Origin of the sequence: Chryseobacterium koreense CCUG 49689, from assembly GCF_001045435.1 — a bacterium.
Classification (GTDB): domain Bacteria; phylum Bacteroidota; class Bacteroidia; order Flavobacteriales; family Weeksellaceae; genus Kaistella; species Kaistella koreensis.
Map to the genome: position 1 here is coordinate 130,577 of NZ_LFNG01000004.1, position 20,011 is coordinate 150,587.

A 20,011-nucleotide genomic window follows, 5' to 3' on the forward strand; every position below is an offset into this window, starting at 1 on the left:
TTAGATGATTTTAGAGATAAAATCTTAGTCCAAGCGAAAAATTAAAAAGTGTGGGTTCTGCATAATATTTTTGAACAGCGGAATCGTCCATTTCTGTGAAATTGGTGAGAAAATAGAATTTCGGACTGGCAAAAACATAAACCTTCTTATTCGATGAAATGCTGTAAAGTGCTTTTGCACCCAATAAAAAACTGGAACCCCCTTCGCGGAAATCTTTGCTGCTATAGTTTGATTTACTCACCATGCTATGGAAACCGCTGCCGATAAATCCTTCTGCATCAAATCGTTCCGAAAACGGATGCCGGTAAAATGCGTAGATTTCGCCACTCGACCACTGTGGACTGCGCAGCTCCCCGAAAACTGACGGGTCTTTCACTTTGCCATAAGCATTGTTGAACTCAAATCCCAAACCAAAATTTTTAACCACAAAAAATCCCAAACCAATACCGAATCCTGTGAATGTTCCGGTTCCATCTGCAATATAATTGTTGCCAATTCCGGTATAGGTGTTTCCTTTTATTTCAAAATTAAAGTTGTTTCTTTTCTGTGCAGAAACGGAAAGAGAAATCAGCAGAAAATAACAGAATAACTTTTTCATGGAGCTATATTGATATTTGAAAATTTGAAATAGTTTTTCCCGGAAGGCAATACAATTGCGGTGGAATCATAAGAAAGTTGACAAGCCACATTGCTGTTGTAAGACAATATTTTGCGTCCGATTTCTAAGTTTTTATCGGAATTTGTTCCGGGGCCTCCCATTTTGAACGTGCCGTCAGATTTTGTTTGCGTTTCCGTGATCACGATGTTTCCCGCAGAAATTTTGAGTGGTAATTGCGAGGTTTCGGTTCCGGAGATTTTACCTTCCACGAAGATTCTGGAATTGTCCACATATTGCGGTTCGCATCTGGCAGGTGTCAACAAAAAAGCGATAGGGAACAGGGCGAAAAACATCGAAGTTGTTTTCATTTTATTTTTTTGGGAAAGTTAGCCTATTAATTTCGATGAAAACTTGATTTCAATCAAGATGGGAATTTTTCTTAGAATTGATAACGGTATCCCAAACCAAAACTAATAAAAGTGGATTGGTTATAGAATTTTTCAATGTCCTTGTTCTCGTTGTAAATATTGGTTTTGTAGGTGTTGAGTTTTGCGGAAAGAAAAACCTGTTGCGGTTCAGTCATCATATAGACCAGTTTTGCGCCGAGGTTGATCCCGCTTCCCAGATTCACGTTTTTGGCACTTTTTTCATCGATATAAAGATTGGTTTGTCTATAGAAAGTAAATCCGGCCATTTCTTCCAGAAAAAAATCCTCGGAGAGATAATCGCGGTGCGTGAGGAAAAAATCAAAGGAAATGATGCTTGGCGAACCGATGTTTCCATATCTGCTCTCTTCTCCATAAATCACGTTGGAATAAAGAAAGTTCACATCCAAACCCACCCCATAATTGATCGGCGTCATCAAATTTCCGCCAAAGCCAAAACCAAAGAAAGGTCTCACCAGCGTAGAAAATGAATTGTTTCCCACGGCGGTCATCAGGATCATTTTGGCATCAATATTGGCGACCACGTCCAGATCAAATTTCTTTTTCTTTTGGGAAAAAAGCAGGGTGGAAGTAAGCAATAAAAGCAATGCGAGTTTTCTCATTATTCCAGGATTATTTCGTGAAAGGTGATATAGGTGGTTCCGATGGGAATTTCGATTCGTAATTGATCGCTAGAGCGTTCACAACCGTTTTTAGAGGCAGAAAAAGATTTGATTTTCTGGTTCAAAGCCAATGAAAACTTTTGGTTGGGGAGCGGTCCGGATAAAGTGAAATCACCCGAACTGTCAGGAATGGTTGTTGCCACCGAGATATTATCACTGATAATTTTAATGGTGACCTTGTTGTAATCCACCTGTGTTCCAACGATCTTTCCGGTAACATAAGCTCTGGAATTGCTCGGATCGCTGCTGTTGCACGAAGTGAAAAAAGACCATAATAAAAGGCAGCAGACTGAAAGAAAAATCCTCATTTTTTTTTGATTTAAAGATAAAAAAATAATGCGGACAGGCTTTTTATATTTTGGCAGGAAATGATTCTGCATAAAAAAACCGCCCGAAAGCGGTTTTATCATTAAGAAAAATTTTTTTAATTGTCCCTTTGCACCACTACGAATGCCGGGAAGTGGTCGGAATAACCGCCGGTAAATTTATCGCCATTCCAGGATCTGAACGGATATCCTTTCCAGTTTCCTTCTTTGGTAATGAGGTAAGGTGGTGCGTAAATTTCAGCTTTAAATACCGAAAATTCCTTGCCCAACTCATTTGAAATCAAATTTCCGGAAACGATGATCTGGTCGAAAAGGTTCGGTGAATCCTGGTAAGCCAAAGAAGCAACTCCTTTTTTATAGAGCGGATACATTAGATTAAGGTACGGTGTATCTGCGCTGAGATCTTTCGGATTCCCCACTGCCTTCAGGTAGTTTTTCAAACTGGAACTTACCGGGTCATCATTAAAATCGCCCATAGCGAAAAGTTTGATGTGCGGATCCAAAGCGCGCACACTGTCCATTTGCTGTTTCAAGACCACTGCGGCTGCGTTTCTTCTCGGCAAAGATTTTGCTTCGCCACCACTTCTTGATGGCCAGTGATTCATGAAGACCGCGATTTTTTCATTATCTAATAATCCTGTAACTACAAGGATATCACGAGTATAGACTCGTTTTCCGTCATCAAAGATTTTGATTTCCTTTTTCAGGGAATTGGTAGGGGTGAATCTTCTTTTCTGGTAAATCAGGGCCACATCAATTCCTCTTGCGTCGTAAGAATTGTAATGGATGATTCCGTAATCGTATTTTGCGAGTTGCGGTTGCTTGATCAGATCCTGAATCACCTGTCTGTTTTCCACCTCAATTAGTCCCACTATTGCAGGAGCGGTTTTGGTGTATTGGGCACCCATTTCGGAGATGACCTGGGCTTCATTGGCCAACTTCTGTTTATAGTTTTTGGTATTCCAATTTTTTCCGCTTCTGGGAGTGAAATCATCGGAAAGGATTTGGTTTCTGACCACCTTTTTCCCTTTCAGAAGGTTGTCGCTCCATTCACCTTTGTAATCTTCTGTGGTTTCCAGGTACTTCAATGAATCCAAAGGAACGCTTCGGTGAAATGCGGGATTGCTGATGTCTTTAGTGCCATCGATATAATCAGCCGAGGCAATGGTGTCCCACAGGTTTTCCACATTGAGGAATCCAATGGTGGCAACTCTTCGCAGCTGACCTTTCTGCTGAGAAAAAGAATAGCAAAAAAGTGCGATCGCGAACAAAGTGAAAAATTTTTTCATTTTTAAATAAAATAAGTTTTGAGGTGCAAATCTAATGATAAATTATAATCGAAGCGACTATATTTTAACATGAGAAATGTTTTAATGGAATTTTAAGTAAATTTATGTTAAAAAGTTTTAAGCTACTGATTTTTAGAGTAAATTTGCAATCCCAATTCTAATAAGTTAGATTTGGGATAGATTAGAAAGTTAAAAATAAATTATAAACATGATTAAAAAGCTATCATTAATCTCCATGTTTACGCTGCTTCCAGCTTCTTTTTATTTTGCGCAGACTACCGTTTTCGCATATCTGAAAGATGCCGACGGAAAACCGGTGGAAAGTGCAGAGGTTGACTTGAAAGGTTCTGAAAATGATGTGAAGGCAGACAAGATTGGGTATTTCCAGTTTGTCGATCTGAAAGCAGGTCATTATCAGATCGTGATTACGAAACCGAATTACGAGACCAAAGTAATGGAGTTTGACATCAACCAGGAAAAAAGAAAAGACTTGGGGGTGATCACACTTTATTCTACATTGACCAATGCTGATCAGGGACTGGTGATCATTGAGAATACTGGTGACGAAGAAAACAGCAGCCAAGGTACCACAGTTGGTTTACTGCAGTCTTCTCAGGATGTTTTCAACAGAATTGCGTCTTATGATTTAGGCGCATATTGGTTCCGGCCAAGAGGTATAGACGGAAGAACAGGCGAAACCATGATGAATGGGGTCTCCATGGTGAAATCCGATAACGGAAACGTGGACTTCAGCAATTGGGGTGGGCTTAATGAAATCACCAGATATCCGGAAACTGCCGCAAATCACGCGCCTTCCGAGTATGCATTTGGTGGAGCGAGTGGAGTGATCTTTAAAAATACCAACGCAAGCGAATACCGAAAAGGTTTCCAGGCGACTTACTCACTGACCAACAGAAACTATAACAACCGCGCATCTTTAAGATACACCTCCGGAATGAATAAAAACGGATGGGCTTTCACCGTAATGGGTGCAAGAAGATGGGCACAGGAGGGAATCCAGGAAGGTACTTTCTATGATGCTTACGGCGGATTCTTAGGAATTGAGAAAAAAATCAACGATGCGCATACCATCACTTTAAATGCTTTTGCATCCCCGTATAGAAGATCTACTTCCAGTCCAAGTACACAGGAGGTCTATGATTACAGGGGAGTTCACTACAACTCCTACTGGGGATGGCAAGATGGCAAGAAAAGAAGTGAAAGAGTAAGAGCTGGTTTCCAGCCGATCGTGCAGATGCAGGATTTCTGGAAGATCAATAAAAAATCTAGCTTGGCCACTGCGATATCTTACCAGTGGGGGAAAGATAAAAGCGCAAGATTGGATTGGCAAGGAGTTCAGAACCCTTCACCAACTTATTACAGATGGTTGCCAAGTTATTATGATTCATTAGATCCGAATGCTTCGGTAATTGACCCAAATGGAAATGTGACCACCATGCAGGATGCTTATCAAACCTCTTTGGCGGGATGGCAATCTGGTGCAGATTTCACACAGTTAAATTGGGATGCACTTTACAAGAGAAACATGACCCAACCGGCCGGAACTTATTATGGAGAAACCGGAAAGAAAGCGCTTTATTATCAAGTTAATGATGTGAGCGACGATAAAATCTTCAATGCCGGAACTCACTACACCTATAATTTCTCTGATACTTCAAGATTTATCCTGAACCTTTCATACGAAAACTATAAGTCTGAATTGTATAGGGAAGTGAAAGATTTATTAGGAGCAGACTTTGTTCTAAACAGAGACCCATTTGCTGCAACCAACAATCCAGGAAAGAGCGGGCTTTATAACGAAGGAGAAACGAATGTGGCGAAAAGGGTAGGAGATAAAATGACTTATGATTACATCTTATCAAGACAGGAAGTGAAAATGAATCCGGGATTCAAATTCCAGTCCGGTAAATTTGATGTGTTCGTTTCAGGTTTGGCGGCATATTCCACTTCTGCCAGAGAAGGGCTTTATCACCATTATCTGTATGCTGATTCATTCGGAAAAAGTCCAAACTATGAATTCTTTGATTTTGGTTTGAAGGGGCAGGTCATCTACAAATTAGATGGTAGAAACTTCTTGGTTTACAACGGTGCCACATTCTCACAAGCTCCGTTCTTGGAAGATTTGTTCATCAATCCGAGAGTTAATTCTTCCACTGCGCCAAATGTTAAGAATTCTTATGTAAATGCCAATGATTTGAGCTATGTTTTGAACTCGCCATTCGTTAAGTTCAGATTGACCGGATATTTGGTGGATACTCAAAACAGTACCGATGTTACCAGATATTTCGCTGATGGAATCACGCTTTCAAAAACGGGACAGGAAGGTGATGAAAGCACCGTTCAAAGTGCATTCGTGACCGAAGTCCTTTCTAATGTGGACAAGAGAAATATTGGTGCAGAATTGGGAATTGACGTGAAAGTATTACCTACTTTATCTTTGCAGGGAGTTGCAAGTTACGGGAACTTTACCTACCGAAATGATCCACATTTATATTTCGCATCTGATGCTGCAGGAGTTTCTAAAGACGGCAAAGCCTATCAAGATTTCGGCAAAGCAGCTTTGAACGGATATAAACAGGGAGGAACACCACAGCAGGCATTCTCTCTAGGATTTAGATACAGCTCACCGCAATACTGGTGGTTTGGAGCAAGCTGGAATTATTTGGATGACAATTATCTGAACCCGGCGGCTATCTTGAGGACGGAAAATTTTGTTCAGAATCCTGTGACAGGTACTCCTTTTGATGGCGTGACTCCTGAAAAATTACGCGATCTTTTGCAACAGGTGCAGCTGCCTTCCGCTTTCTTCCTCAACGCAAATGCCGGTAAATCCTGGAGATTCGGAAGCTATTATGTGATGCTTACAGCTTCTGTCAACAATATTTTGGATAATACCAAATATATCACAGGCGGTTTCGAGCAGGTGAGAAACGTGAAATATAATACCTATTTGATTGAAAAAAGTCGTGAATTCCCATTATTTGGGCCGAAATATTGGTACACCCAGGGAAGATCCTATTTCATCAACCTTCAAGTAAGATTTTAATACCTTTTACAAAATTTAAAAAGAACAATACAATGAATATCACAAAATTTCTAAAATCTGCTTTTGTAGTTGCCGTTTCTGCAGTTACACTAAGCTCTTGTGTGAACAAGGACGAGTGGGATACCCCGCCAATCAACTGTAACAATAAGTTTGATGCGCCAAACATCAGCATGGCTGATTTCAAAGCTTTGGCTCCTGCCTCAGGTTATGTGTTAATTACTGACGACAAGATTTTTGATGGTTATGTAGTTTCCAGTGATGAAAACGGTAACTTTTACAAAACAATCTCTTTCCAGGATAAACCGGAAAACCCAACTGTAGGTCTTCAAATCGAAGTGGATAAAGCTAGCAACTACGCAGATTTCCCGATTGGCACCCACATTAGAATCAATGCAAAAGGGTTGAGATTAGGTTTGGACAGAGGTACATGGAAAATCGGTTCCGTGGATCCTAATTTCGCGATCGGTAGAATCCCGAGCGTTTTATTAAACAGATATTTGTCAGCCGTATGTAATGGAAATGCAATGGATGTGGTTACTATCAAACCGAGGGTTTTGACAAATCTTGCAGCAGCTAAACAAGATATCTATCTAAACACGCTGGTTACTGTTCCTAATGTTCAATTTAATTTTGGAGAGATCTATCCAGTACAAAAAGCTTACGTGGACTTCGTAGGAGGTGCGGGAGTGGATACCGATAGAAATATTGAGGACTCATCAGGAAGTTCAACAGTATTGAGATCTTCCGGATTCTCTACTTTCGGAGCAACGCTTCTTCCAAAAGGTTCTGGAAACCTGACTTTCGTAGTGAGCAAATACAATGCAAATTACCAGATGATCATCAGAAGCTTAGACGATGTGAAAATTGCAGCTTCAGGACCTAGATTTAATCCATACCCGCCAAAAGGAGGAACCGATATTACTTATCCACAGACTTTCCTAGAAAATTTTGAAAGTTATCCATCTACCTCCGCTCCATGGTTTAACACTTTCCCTAAATATATCAATTATAATATTTTGGGAATCAGATATTGGGAAGTTAGAAACTTCAGCGGAAACAAATATATTCAGTTGACAGCAAACGGTGCAACAACTAGCAACAATGGCGGAACTACAGCAGTAGAAACAAGCTTCATGGTGCCGGTAAATTTTGTTCCGGGCAAAAAGTTGACCTTTGACCACAACTTCGGATTTGATAATGGAAAGGTTCTGAAAGTTTACACTACTACCGATTACAAAGTGGGTGACGATATTACTTCTGCTACTTTAAAAGATATTACTTCCAGCTTTACGTTCCAAACCGGACCTGTGAGTGGATACGGAACTTTAGCACCTTCCGGAACCTATACTTTCACAGAGAGCGGAAACGGATTCATCGTCTTCAAATACACAGGTGTTGGAGGCGGAGTGACCACTACTGCACAGATTGACAACATCCAGGTTCAGTAATCTGGTGTAAAGATAAATTTAAAGGCCGCATTCGTGCGGTCTTTTTGTTTTTAAAATTAGAGGTAGTGGTTGAGGAATTTGAAGCGTAATTTCCGCTGATATTTTGAAATAGATCCAAAGTCATTTTTTAAGGAAAATGGACGACAGGCCAATAGATTTCCCAAAAAAAATCTGCCTCATTTTCGGAGACAGATTCATTTACTTTAATAGAAAGCCGATCTTAAAAACTGGCTTCATTCACTTCTTTTCCCCGCTGGAAATTCATCGTTTTCTGATTTCCTTTATAGGCGATATTGACCAGATTCAGCTGTTTGGGAAAAGTACCAAGCAAAATGGTGTTCTTGATTCTAATCGTACTGATGTCGGTTACTCCGCCAGTCTCGAAATAGACCCAGACGGATTCCCCATTAACCTGGCTTCCTGTGAAAGTGAGGACTTTAGGACTTCCGTTCACATAAACATCAAAATTGTTGTTCACGTATTTTTTCACCTCTGCTTCAAATCCTGCCGTATTTGGATTGATCTTAATCGCATCAGCAACGTGAGCGGTGTTCATTTTTGTAGTAAACTTCAAAGTCTTGCTTCCTTCCACATAATCTACTTTTGTCATTGAGGAATAAAAATCTGCCACTGCAAAACCCATCATTACCATCAATGCAAAAACTCCAGCAATATTTAAAAATTTTTTCATCTCCATAAGTTGTAAAGCTATAATCTCAAATATAATGCCAATTAAAAGTTCACGTCCACTGCGTATTTATCGTAAAATGCCTTGATGTGTGCAACCGCATCTTCAGCCGTATCCACCACTCGGTAAAGGTTCAAATCTTCTTCCGAAATCATCCCGTTGGCCAGCAAAGTATTTTTAAACCAATCCAAAAGTCCGGACCAGTATTGCGTTCCCACCAGGACAATTGGGAACCGCCCAATTTTATTAGTTTGGATCAGGGTCATTGCTTCCGTCAACTCATCCAGTGTTCCGAACCCTCCCGGCATCACGATAAATCCTTGGGAATACTTCACAAACATTACTTTTCTCACAAAGAAATAATCGAAATCCATGCTATACCCTTTATCGATAAATGGATTGAAATGCTGCTCAAAAGGAAGTTCAATATTCAGCCCGATTGATTTTCCGCCTCCTTTTCTTGCTCCTTTGTTTCCTGCCTCCATAATTCCGGGGCCACCGCCGGTAATCACCCCGAAACCGATTTCGGTGATTTTTTCAGCAATATCCACTGCTACTTGATAATAAGGATCCGTAGTCTTCAGCCGTGCCGATCCAAATATGGAAACACATGGACCAATTTTTGCCAGTTTTTCATAGCCATCTACAAATTCCGCCATTACTTTAAAAACCATCCAGCTGTCCTTCGTCACGGTTTGGTCCCAGGTTTTTTTCTTGAAGGAATTCTGTACTTTTTGATCAAATTGGAATTCGTTTTCGCTGTTTTCGCTGATTGATCCTTTTCCTCTTTTTATTTTTGACATATTCTTACTTAAATTGTTTTTCGGCCGCAGAAATTGATTCCGGCTTTCCCACATCAATAAGGTTTGCCGAATGTTCATATCCGTGAATGGTTTCCGTGCCCATTAAATCCAGATATTCCTCCATGATTGAAAACTTGCCGGTTCTTTTGATTTTTTTGAAAATCTCTGGGTTTACACAATGTATTCCACTGAAAGCCAATGGTTTGAAGTCTTTGTTGAATTCTGCAAGCCGCTGTTCCCCAGTTTCCACATTGAGCCATCCTTTCAAAACCATTTTCTCGTCGAATAAAAGTTTGCGTGAACTTTTTCGGTCGGAAACCGCTAATGTAGCAAAATCTTTTTTCTCGGAATGGTACTTGACGAAATAATTCAGGTTCAAATCGGTCAAAATATCGGCGTTCATAATCAGGAAATCCTCATCGAAATCCAGGTATTTTTTGGCAAAAACCAGTCCGCCTCCGGTTTCCAGGAGTTCTTTTCGCTCATCTGAAATCTCGATCTTTGCCCCGAAATTGTCTTTCTTTTTTAAGAAGTCTATAATTTGTTCTCCAAAATGGTGCACATTGATCACGAAATCATTAATCCCAAAACTTTGGAGGTATTTTATATTTCGTTCCAATAGCGGAACTCCGTTCACCACGGCCAATGCTTTGGGATGGTAGTCGGTAAACGGTTTTAGGCGGGTTCCCTTTCCTGCAGCAAAAATTAATGCTTTCATTTAAATGGCCTCACTACTTCCGATTTCACTAATCTCACTCCCATTTCCAATTCCTTTTGGATTGGGTCCGAATTCGTTTTCGCCCACTTCACTGTCCCCAAAAAGCATCCATAAACTATAAAAGGGAATCAGCTGAAACCATCCGGAATTTCCACGGTCGTGGCATCTTTTTGCGCCTTGTGCTAACAAAAACCAAAGTAGCGGAATGTAAGCGACAAGCAGCACAATGATGATCGCTGGGTTATTATTTCCTTCTGCTGCACCTGCAACTAATTGAGTGATGACTGCAAAAGCAATGTAGATAATGTAGGAGATTCCAAATTCCGTTCTGCGGATTCTGCCATCAAATGAGAAAGGGTTTTTAAACATAGTTATTTAATTGAGGTTGTTCGTCATGATTGAGTTTTACGGTAATTTGGGGATATTTTTCCCGTATAAATGTAGCGATTTTTTCCGCAGCGTAAACCGAGCGATGCTGTCCGCCGGTACATCCGAAGTTGATTTGCAGGTGTTCAAAATCGCGCGCCAGATAATTGTCAATGTTAATGGAAACAAGGTTTTTGACCAACTCCAGAAATTTCGGCATTTCGGTTTTTGTTTCCAGATATTCCTGGACAGCGCTATCACAACCGGTTTGCAGTTTATATTCTTCAACTCTGCCCGGATTCAGGATTCCTCTGCAATCGAAGGCGAAGCCGCCGCCATTTCCACTTTCATCTTTCGGGATTCCTCCTTTTTTATAGGAGAAACTGTGTATTTCTATTGTTAAGCTCATTTTTATTTGTTGGGAAGTTTTAGTATTATGTCTTACTAGGAAAATGAAAATAATTTCTTTTTAATTCTATCGTGACCTAATGTTCAAATTAACGACATTTTTTTGAACCATTTAGTAAATTAAGGGGTTAAGGACAATTGTGCTTCATATCGTTAAGAATTCTAAAGAATTAATTCAGGTTTATTTTTCGATTTTCCGTACTTAATATTTCATTTGTGAAATCTTTTAAAAAAAAGTAAACTAAATTTCTTCTTAAATCCTTCATGTCCTTCATGTTTGAAATTTTTCACATTTACTATTGAACCATTAAGTAAATTAAGGGGTTAAGGACAATTATGCTTCATATCGTTAAGAATTCTAAAGAATTAATTCAGGTTTTTTTCTAATTTTAGATTTTATTGATTACAAGTTGTAAAGATAAAATGTTTTCACTATTCCTCAAGTTCACGAAAGTATTCATTGACAAAAGGTTTCATTGATTTAGTGATGTTGTCGGTAAAGAAATTAATCAATAATCCCTGCGGTTTTTTCAAAATCTTCATGTAAGTGAGTAATTGTGCTTCATAGATGGGACGCATATCTTCAGTAGCTTTTAATTCTACTACAACAGTATCATCAACTAATATATCAACTTTTAAATCTGCATCAAAAATTAATTCTTCATCATAAATAATAGGTACTTTTAATTGCTGTTGGATCGAATGTCCGTTCTTCCTTAATTCATGAATGAGACATTTTTCATAAACACTTTCAAGCAATCCTGGTCCAAGTGCCTTGTGAACTTTAATTGCATATCCAGTGATATCATATGATAACTGAGTGATTTCTTTTTTAGTTCTCATAATTTTAAGGTTTAAACTTTTAACATACTTTGTTTTAAGATGTCCGGATCATTCTTCAGTTAATATTTTAAAAATCAGAAGATTCATGAGTTTTAACCTTAATTTTTCACTTGTGAAAAATTAAGAAAGGAGTGCAACTAAATTTTTCTTAAATCCTTCATGTTCTTCATGTTTGAAATTTCCCACATTTACTATTGAACCATTAAGTAAATTAAGGGGTTAAGGACAATTGTGCTTCATATCGTTAAGAATTCTAAAGAATTAATTCAGGTTTATTTTTCTATTTTCCGTACTTAATATTTCATTTGTGAAATCTTAAAAAGATATTCGACTAAAATATTCTTAAATCCTTCATTTCCTTAATGTTTTAAATTAGCACAAGAAATGAAGAGTCTTGCTTTCAACCTGAAATCATGTGGTTTATTTTTTTGTAGGTCTCATCCGTGTTCAACTCAATAATTAATTTTCTCAATTCCGGGAAATCATTCATTTTTTGCCAATTCTCCGAAAAATGGCGCAGGTTTTCAATTCCTTTTTCGATGCTGGAAATAAAATGTTCCTTCCTTTGAATCAGCCCTCGAAATCCGTATGCTCCCAAAACCTGCAGGAACCGAATTAGTTGAATAGGCTTCAACGAGTTTTTTAGTTGAGTCAATTTTTCGCTTTGCTCGATTCCGAATTCCTTTTCCCATAAACTGAAATAATATTCCAGCATTTCACTCCTGAAATTTGGCGAAAAATTCGCTTTAGCCTGGAACAGAAAAGAAACCACATCATAGATAAGTGGTCCTTTCATTGCGGATTGATAATCGATAAAAAACACCTCGTCCTTTCTATTGACCATGATGTTTCTTGCCTGAAAATCCCTGATCATCATTCCTTTCGGCTCCAACAGAGAGATCTCTTCAGTGAGCTTTTTAAATTCTTTAAGCAGATTTCCTTTGTGGTAGGGGATTTCTAAGACATCGGCGATAAAGCTTTTAAAATAAAACAAATCATTGGTGATCGGGAACTCATCATAATTTTCATATTCGAAAGTTTTTTTCCAGTCTATGATATTTTCGCTTCTTCGCTGAAGTTCGAAAAGTTTTTTTAAAACCTGTTCAACTAGAAATTTAGTTCTTTCAGAAGTCCCTTCTTCTGCAATAATTTCAGATAAGGTTTTTTCTCCCAAAAACTCCTGAATATAGAGTTTGCGGTCCGGCGAAATACTTAAGATTCGCGGAGTATTTAATTCCAGTTCAGAAAATATTTCCGAGAAATAATAGAAACTTTCATTCTCGGCAAGGTTTTCATTAGAAGTGATGACGAATTTTTGACCGGAAGCTTCGCCTACAAAATTTTTCCTGGACGATCCGCTTTGAGGCAAAATGAAAAATTCCGATGATTCTACACCGGTGTATTTTTCAAAGAAATGCCTCGCGTTTTCAGTGGTCATATTTTACAAATATAGCGAAAATAGATTTTCGGAAAAGATTATATTTGTAGCATGTTGCAAGATTTTAAACCCGTACTGAAAATCCTACTCCGATTCATTTTGATTTACTTGGGGCTGGTTTTGTTGTATCAATTTTATCTGAATGAATTTAAGAATTCTGGATTGGATCCAATTTCTACTTGGGTTGCAGAGCAAGCAGGTTTTCTGCAAAATTCCTGTAATTACCAGACGACACTGATTGAGGGAAAACCGGCGCAGGAAACCACGTGGTTTTTGATGGAAGGGAAGTATGTTTCCAGAATGGTCGAAGGTTGTAATGCCGTGTCGGTAATGGTTTTGTTCATTGCATTTATCTTTGCTTTTTATAAGGGACTCAAAACTTTTGTTTTCGCAGGATTGGGATTGTTTTTCCTACATATCATGAATGTTTCCAGAATTGCAGGGTTAAATTTGGTCTTCCTGAAATATCCTGAATACGGAAAAATTTCCCATAACTTCTTTTTTCCGGTGATTATCTACGGAAGTGTGGTTTTGCTTTGGTTGATTTGGATTAAATTCTTTGCCTTAAAATCTCCGGATCATGAAAGTTCTTAACTGGTTTTTGGTATTTCTCGGTATTTCGGGGTTGGTTGCAGTTCGTGTTTTTGAAGACCAGCTGTTTTACGATCCTTTTCTGAATTTTTTTCACGAAGCCAATAAGCATGCGCTTTTCCCCGATTTCGATTGGGCGAAGTTGTTTGTGGGCCACCTGTTCAGATTTTCGCTGAATTTATTTTTTTCGGCGGTAGTGGTTCAGTTTGTTTTTAAGAATAAGCGATGGACTTTTCAGGCGGCGATTCTGATTACGATTGTTTTCGCAATTACTTTTCCGATTTATCTGTTTTGTGTTCACACCAGATTCGAGATCGGATACCTTTTTTCCTTTTACATGAGAAGGTTTGTGATTCAGCCATTGATTCTGTTGCTGATTATTCCGATGTTTTATTACCGGGAACATTGGGCGGATTTGAAAACTTAGTAACGCTAAAACATTCAAAGATCCCCGTCAATTTCAGCAATTCAATTAACGCCATCCTCCGCCGAGAGCACGATACAGTTCAATTCCTGCCTGCATTTTAGCATATTCGGCATTGGAAATATTGAGCTCTGCATTTAGGGAATTTACTGTCGCATTCAGCACCTCCAGATAATTGGCCAACCCATAATTCACCAGTTCCTGGGAATATTGCACAGAATTTTGATAGGCATGAAGCTCCTTTTTTTTCAGCGCGATAAACGCATCCTGTGAATCATATATTTTCAAGGCATCGGAAACTTCTTTTCCCGCATTCAAAAGGGTTTTCCGGAAATTGAGATATGCTTTTTCCTTGTTTGCCAAACTCACCTCATAATTGGTTCTGATTTGCCTCTGATTCAAAATTGGCTGGGTCAAACTTCCGATCACAGTGGCAAAAAGAGAATTTGCACTAAACAGTTTGTCAATATCCGCACTTTGGATTCCGCCACTTCCGCCAATTCTCAGACTTGGATAAAATTGAGCTTTTGCAACATTGGTCAGTTCAAAAGCGGACATCAAATTGTATTCGGACTGCATCACGTCGGCTCGGTTCGCTAAAAGATTAGCCGAGAAACCGGTTTTATATTCAGCAGGCATTTTTTGCTGCGCCAAAGTAGTCCTGTCTATTTTTTGGGATGGAACGCCCATCAACAGACTCATCGAATTCTCCAAAAGCGCAATCTGGGTATCGATATTGATAAGCAGTGATTCCGCATTGAAAACCAGTGCTTCGCTTTGCTGTACCGCAACTTCGGTCAAAGTTCCGGCTTCTTTCAGTGCTTTAGTGGTTTCCAGATTATTTTTTCGCAAAATAATGGTTTCGTTGATAATCCGTTTCTGTTCGTCGAAAGTCAAAAGCTGATAATAGGCGGAAGCAATAGCTGCAACTAGATCAGTCTTTACCGCTTTGTGTGCCGCGGTGGTTCCTAAATAATTGGCATATTGTGATTTTTCCCAAGCTTTCATTTTTCCCCAAATATCCGCTTCCCAGGAAATGTCGCCGCCCACATCGAAAGTATTTTGTGATCTTCTTTCATTGGCAAGTTGACCACTCGCAGTATTCAAGGACGGAGTTTGAAAAGTATAACCAGGTCCTACAGCAATAGTGGGAAGATAGGCGGCTTTGCTTTGTTTCAGATAAGATTCTGCAGCCACAATATTCTGTAGTGCAATTCTGATATCAAGGTTATTGTCGAGCCCGTTTTGGATATGTTTCTGGAGTACTGCATCTGTGAAAATCTCGCGCCAGGAAACGGTCGCAATACTCGAAGAATCTTTCGGAAGACGATCGGTCCGGAAAAGATTTTCATTAACGGCATCTTTGGGTCTCTCATATTTTTTTCGTGCCATGCACGAAGAAAGTGTGAGAATTCCTACTAAAGATAAAATCAGAATTTTTATATTGAATATGCTTTTCATATTAATTTTTTTGACAATTTCTCTTCAAAGCGATCATTTGCGATTGTGTGGAGCTTTATTCCGCCAAATGAATCTCATTCTCTTTTATCGGTTTGATTTTTTCCTGCAACCATTGGAAGATGACATACAAAACAGGAATCGCAATCAGCCCGAAAAATGTTCCGATTAACAGTCCCGCAGCAGCACCCGTACCAATTGATTGGTTACCCACTTTACCGATTCCCGATGCGAAAACCAATGGCAGCATCCCGAATATAAAAGCAAATGAAGTCATCAAGATTGGTCTTAACCTTGCTTTCGCCGCATTGATCGCGGACATCGCCAAAGTTTCGCCGTGGTGTCTTCGCTGAACTGCAAATTCCACAATTAAGATGGCGTTTTTTGCCAATAATCCCACGAGCATAATCAAGGCAATCTGGAAATAGATATTGTTTTCCAAACCTGCAATTTTTTGTCCAAAATAGGCGCCTGCAACTCCCAGCGGAAGCGAAATAATTACCGCTAATGGAAGCAGAAAACTTTCATACTGTGCAGCCAATATAAAATAGACGAATACCAAACTCAGCACAAAAATAATGGCGGTTTGCGATCCGGAATTCAGCTCTTCTTTGGATAAACCGGTAAATTCCACCACATAATCCGAAGGCAATTTCTGAGCAGCAACTTCTTGCACCGCTTTAATGGCATCACCGGTAGAAAATCCAGGATTATTCGATCCTGAAATGGAAATTGAAGTAAACAGGTTATATCTTTCCACTGATTTTGGTCCAAAGGTTTTTTCCATGGTGACAAACTGGGAAATCGGCGTCATTTGTCCTGAAGCTGTTCTCACAAAAATACTGTTGAGGTCGTTAGGTTCTTTTCTTGAGTCCGGAAATGCCTGAACCATCACCCGGAACTGTTTTCCGTATTTCGAAAAATCCGCTGCGTAAACTCCGCCGACATATCCCTGCATCGTACTCAAAATATCGGAAACATTTACACCCACTTCTTTTGCTTTCGGAACATCAATTACCATTTCGTACTGCGGATAGTTCGTGTTGAAGGAGGTATTGGCAAACTGAATTTCAGGTCTTTCCATCAAAGCACTGATATAATTTTTGGAAACATTGTCCAATTCTTTTAAATCGCCTCCGGACTTATCTAGCAAAACGGCAGCAAAACCATCACTGGAACCAAATCCAGGCACACTCGGTGGTGAGAAAAACACAATTTTCGCATCCGGATATTTCGAGGCAATTCCAAAAAGTTTCTTGGTAATGGTTTCCACGGAAAGGTCTGCATCATGTGCTCTTTCGGCAAAAGGTTTTAACCTCACGAAAGCCTGTCCTGTGTTGGAACCACTCCCCGACATAAACCCACGACTCGCCGTGAAAGTGACGTTTGCCACACCGGGGATTTTCCGAGCATCTTCCTGCAATCCTTTCAAAACGTTATAAGTCCGCTCCATCGATGCTCCCGGTGGAAGGGAAATATCGGTGAAAATAATTCCGCGGTCTTCTTTTGGGATGAATCCTTTCGGCATGTTGGAATTGGACCACCAGAAAAATAATCCACCCAAACCGAAGATAATCAGAGTTACCCATTTATGCCTTAAAAGAAAAATGAAAGCTCGTCCATATCGGTTTGTCGCCGCTTTGAATGCCACATTGAATTTATAAAAGAATTTCTGCATGAAGCTCAATTGGGCATATTCTTGGTGATGTGACGGATTTGGCTTTAAAAATAATGAGCATAAAACCGGACTTAAAGTCAAAGCATTAACAGCCGAAATCAAAATCGCTACAATCAGCGTAATCCCGAACTGTTGGTAAAAAACGCCTGTCGGACCTGTAATAAAAGTTACCGGGATAAATACTGCCGCCATGACCAACGTAATGGAAATAATTGCATTGGTAATTTCGTCCATCGCAGAAACGGTAGCTTTTTTGGCGTCGGTAATTCCGTGTTCCATTTTGGCGTGGACTGCTTCCACCACCACAATCGCGTCATCCACCACAATTCCAATCGCAAGGACTAAAGCGAATAAAGTCAATAGGTTTAAGGAATATCCAAATAAATTCAGGAAAAAGAATGAACCCACAATCGAAACTGGGACCGCAATCGCCGGAATAAGTGTGGACCGGAAATCCTGAAGGAAAATATAAACCACCAAAAACACCAGCAAAAATGCTTCTAGAAGTGTTGTAACTACTTTACCGATTGATGCTTCCAGGAAATCGTTGGTGTCAAAGTTAATGGTATAGCCGATTCCTTTAGGCAATGTTTTGGAATTTTCTTCCAAGAACTTTTTGATATCGTTAATAATCGTTTGCGCATTGGAACCGGGAGTCTGAAAAATCCCCATGCTCACAGAACTTCGGCCGTTATTTTCCCCGACGGTGGTGTATGATTGCGCATCAAGTTTGATGTCTGCTACATCTTTCAGTCGCAAAAACTGTCCGTTTCCGAGGGATTTCAAGATAATGTCGCCATAATCCTGTTCTTCGTTAAATTTTCCTTTATAGGTAATTACGTATTCAAAAGCACTTCCGCTGTTTTGTCCAAGCTGTCCTGCCGCTGCTTCGCGTGATTGCTCGTTGATTGCTGCGGTGACATCGGTAGGTTGTAAACCATAAGCCGCCATTTTTGCGGGATCGATCCAAACTCTCATTGAGAAATTTTTTCCGCCAAAAGCCTGTGCTTCACCTACGCCATTTACCCTTTTCAATTCCGGAATCACATTGATGTTCAGATAATTCTGGAGCCACACTTCATTTAAATCTGGATTTTCGGTATAAAACGAAAGAAACATCAATGCGCTCGTTCGCTGTTTTTGAACGGTAACTCCGGACCGCGTAACATCTGCGGGCAAAAGTGGAATAGCTCTTTGTACTTTATTCTGAACCTCCACTGCTGCGATATCAGGATTGATTCCCTGTTTGAAGAATACTTGGATCCTAGCCGAACCGTCATTTCCGGCTGAAGAAGAGATATAATCCATTCCTTCTACACCGTTTACTTGTTCCTCGATTGGGATCACCACACTGTTCATAACGGTTTCCGCACTTGCTCCCGTATAATTTGCAGAAATACTCACCGTGGGCGGTGCGATATCTGGATACTGGGTCACCGGAAGCGCCTGAAGTCCCAGAATCCCCAATATCACAATGAGAATTGAAACTACGGATGCAAAAACCGGTCTATTGATGAAATGTTTTACCATCAGAAAATTGGTTTTATGGCATTAACGATATCGTCGAATTGGACTGGCTTTGATTTCACGGCGGTTCCTGGTTTAATTTGTCCAACTCCCTGTGCAACTATGGTTTCACCTTTTTTCACGCCGTCTTTTACCACCACCAAATTATTCACTCGGTCAGTGACACCGATCAGAATGTTCTTCGCGGTATCTTTTTCCACTCTGTAAACATAGACTAAACCTTGTTGCTCGAAAGTAGCGCTTTCTGGAACAATGGTCGCGTTTTCATACAGTTTTGGAACCCTGATCGTTCCGCTGTTTCCGTTGCTAAGAAGTTTTGCGGCGTTCGGGAAAGCTACCCGGAATTGAATGGTTCCGGTTTGCGGGTCGATTTGCCCGGTCACGGTCTGGATTTTCCCCTTTTCGGGATAAATGCTTCCGTTGGCGAGTTGCAGCTCCACCATTGGCATATTTCTGAGTTTTTCCGGAACGGTGGCTCCTTTGGAATCTTCCAGGAAATTCAGGTATTCTTTTTCGTTCATTGAAAAATACGCAAAAACTTCGCTGGTATCAGAAACTGTAGTTAACGGAGTAGCATCTGTTGGACCGACCAAGCTTCCGACTTTCAAAGGGAGTTTTCCAATCACGCCCGAAATTGGAGCACGAATGATCGAATAATCAATATTTGCCTGAGCACCCCGAAAATTTGCGGTGGCTTGAGAAACTCCGGCACTTGCCTGCAATTCTCCTGCACGCGCTTGGGAAAGCTGTGCCTGCGCTTTTGAAAGATTCGCTTTTGCAGTTTCCAGCTGCACAATGCTGATGATATTTTTCTGCACTAGCGGAATAAGCTTGTTTACCTCGACCTGTGCGGCGTTGACCGCGGCTTGAGCGGCATTCACATTTGCTTTTGCGGCAGAGACCGATGATTGAGCGGCTCCGATGGCGGCTTTGGCAGCATCTGCGGTTTGGGTTAAAGTGTTGGTTTCCAGTCTAAAAAGTGGTTGCCCTTTCTGTACTCGTTGACCTTCATCCACCAGAACTTCGGTGATATATCCCTGGATTTTTGCACGGACATCATTATTTATTCGTCCTTGAATGGATGCCGGGAAAGTTTGGTAACCCGTCACATTTCGCTGTTCTACCGAAACTACTGGGACTTCTTTCGGGCCGTCCGGTTTTTTTTCATCCTTTTTATTACAGCCGATCATAGTCAGTGCTGCGATGGAATATACTAAAAGTTGGTTTTTCATA

The 20,011-nt window shown here is 40.1% G+C and carries 19 protein-coding genes; 4 read left to right on the forward strand and 15 right to left on the reverse strand.

From position 1 onward, the window contains the following. Nucleotides 1-10: 10 nt before the first annotated feature. From ACM44_RS03410 to ACM44_RS03430, 5 genes are all read right to left on the reverse strand, one after another. A complete protein-coding gene (locus ACM44_RS03410) occupies nucleotides 11-598 on the reverse strand; it encodes a hypothetical protein (protein WP_048498704.1) in 588 nt (195 codons plus the stop codon). Next, entirely contained in the window at nucleotides 595-966 is a 372-nt protein-coding gene (locus ACM44_RS03415; RefSeq protein ID WP_048498705.1) for a hypothetical protein, read from the reverse strand. Before ACM44_RS03415 ends, ACM44_RS03410 begins: the two co-directional genes overlap by 4 nt. Nucleotides 967-1,037: 71 nt before the next feature. Then, nucleotides 1,038-1,646 (reverse strand): hypothetical protein, encoded by a 609-nt coding sequence (locus ACM44_RS03420; RefSeq protein WP_048498706.1) that lies wholly within the window; start codon nucleotides 1,644-1,646, stop codon nucleotides 1,038-1,040. After that, complete coding sequence (locus tag ACM44_RS03425) at nucleotides 1,646-2,014, reverse strand: hypothetical protein (protein ID WP_152669291.1); 369 nt, start codon at nucleotides 2,012-2,014, stop codon at nucleotides 1,646-1,648. The genes ACM44_RS03420 and ACM44_RS03425 overlap by 1 nt, the downstream gene beginning before the upstream one ends. A 116-nt stretch (nucleotides 2,015-2,130) precedes the next feature. Next, entirely contained in the window at nucleotides 2,131-3,321 is a 1,191-nt protein-coding gene (locus tag ACM44_RS03430) for an endonuclease/exonuclease/phosphatase family protein (RefSeq protein ID WP_048498708.1), read from the reverse strand. 208 nt (nucleotides 3,322-3,529) lie between these two features. Between ACM44_RS03430 and ACM44_RS03435 the strand changes: the two genes are divergently transcribed. Both ACM44_RS03435 and ACM44_RS03440 read left to right on the forward strand, forming a co-directional pair. Further along, nucleotides 3,530-6,388, forward strand: coding sequence for a carboxypeptidase-like regulatory domain-containing protein (locus tag ACM44_RS03435; protein WP_048498709.1), 2,859 nt, complete (start codon nucleotides 3,530-3,532; stop codon nucleotides 6,386-6,388). 32 nt (nucleotides 6,389-6,420) lie between these two features. Beyond that, entirely contained in the window at nucleotides 6,421-7,836 is a 1,416-nt protein-coding gene (locus ACM44_RS03440) for a DUF5689 domain-containing protein (protein WP_048498710.1), read from the forward strand. A 220-nt stretch (nucleotides 7,837-8,056) separates the two neighbouring features. On the opposite strand, the gene ACM44_RS03445 is transcribed toward ACM44_RS03440, so the two are convergent. The 7 genes from ACM44_RS03445 to ACM44_RS03475 form a co-directional block, all read right to left on the reverse strand. Next, entirely contained in the window at nucleotides 8,057-8,527 is a 471-nt protein-coding gene (locus ACM44_RS03445) for a DUF6702 family protein (protein ID WP_048498807.1), read from the reverse strand. A gap of 41 nt (nucleotides 8,528-8,568) precedes the next feature. Further along, nucleotides 8,569-9,327, reverse strand: coding sequence for an LOG family protein (locus tag ACM44_RS03450; protein WP_083993636.1), 759 nt, complete (start codon nucleotides 9,325-9,327; stop codon nucleotides 8,569-8,571). A 4-nt stretch (nucleotides 9,328-9,331) separates the two neighbouring features. Next, complete coding sequence (locus ACM44_RS03455) at nucleotides 9,332-10,045, reverse strand: nucleotidyltransferase family protein (RefSeq protein ID WP_048498711.1); 714 nt, start codon at nucleotides 10,043-10,045, stop codon at nucleotides 9,332-9,334. Continuing rightward, on the reverse strand, nucleotides 10,046-10,414 hold the full coding sequence (locus tag ACM44_RS03460; RefSeq protein WP_048498712.1) for a DUF805 domain-containing protein: 369 nt from the start codon (nucleotides 10,412-10,414) through the stop codon (nucleotides 10,046-10,048). Further along, the gene (locus tag ACM44_RS03465; RefSeq protein WP_048498713.1) at nucleotides 10,407-10,820 is read right to left on the reverse strand and encodes a RapZ C-terminal domain-containing protein; all 414 of its coding nucleotides are present in this window, start codon (nucleotides 10,818-10,820) and stop codon (nucleotides 10,407-10,409) included. Before ACM44_RS03465 ends, ACM44_RS03460 begins: the two co-directional genes overlap by 8 nt. Nucleotides 10,821-11,251: 431 nt before the next feature. After that, the gene (locus ACM44_RS03470; protein ID WP_083993637.1) at nucleotides 11,252-11,662 is read right to left on the reverse strand and encodes a GxxExxY protein; all 411 of its coding nucleotides are present in this window, start codon (nucleotides 11,660-11,662) and stop codon (nucleotides 11,252-11,254) included. 400 nt (nucleotides 11,663-12,062) lie between these two features. Beyond that, nucleotides 12,063-13,100, reverse strand: coding sequence for an aminoglycoside phosphotransferase family protein (locus tag ACM44_RS03475; RefSeq protein ID WP_048498715.1), 1,038 nt, complete (start codon nucleotides 13,098-13,100; stop codon nucleotides 12,063-12,065). A 51-nt stretch (nucleotides 13,101-13,151) separates the two neighbouring features. Here ACM44_RS03475 and xrtF point away from each other — a divergent pair, with 51 nt between their 5' ends. Both xrtF and ACM44_RS03485 read left to right on the forward strand, forming a co-directional pair. Further along, nucleotides 13,152-13,694, forward strand: coding sequence for an exosortase family protein XrtF (gene xrtF / locus ACM44_RS03480; protein WP_048498716.1), 543 nt, complete (start codon nucleotides 13,152-13,154; stop codon nucleotides 13,692-13,694). After that, nucleotides 13,681-14,118: an exosortase F system-associated membrane protein gene (locus tag ACM44_RS03485; RefSeq protein WP_048498717.1), complete on the forward strand. Its 438-nt coding sequence runs from the start codon at nucleotides 13,681-13,683 to the stop codon at nucleotides 14,116-14,118. The genes xrtF and ACM44_RS03485 overlap by 14 nt, the downstream gene beginning before the upstream one ends. Nucleotides 14,119-14,163: 45 nt before the next feature. Here the strand turns inward: ACM44_RS03485 and ACM44_RS03490 are convergent, their stop codons facing one another. The 3 genes from ACM44_RS03490 to ACM44_RS03500 are packed head-to-tail and all read right to left on the reverse strand — an operon-like array spanning nucleotide 14,164 to nucleotide 20,010. Beyond that, a complete protein-coding gene (locus tag ACM44_RS03490) occupies nucleotides 14,164-15,576 on the reverse strand; it encodes an efflux transporter outer membrane subunit (protein ID WP_048498718.1) in 1,413 nt (470 codons plus the stop codon). Nucleotides 15,577-15,631: 55 nt separating this feature from the next. Beyond that, nucleotides 15,632-18,781, reverse strand: coding sequence for an efflux RND transporter permease subunit (locus ACM44_RS03495; protein WP_048498719.1), 3,150 nt, complete (start codon nucleotides 18,779-18,781; stop codon nucleotides 15,632-15,634). Then, nucleotides 18,781-20,010, reverse strand: coding sequence for an efflux RND transporter periplasmic adaptor subunit (locus ACM44_RS03500; RefSeq protein WP_048498720.1), 1,230 nt, complete (start codon nucleotides 20,008-20,010; stop codon nucleotides 18,781-18,783). The genes ACM44_RS03495 and ACM44_RS03500 overlap by 1 nt, the downstream gene beginning before the upstream one ends. Between the last annotated feature and the right edge of the window lies 1 nt (nucleotide 20,011).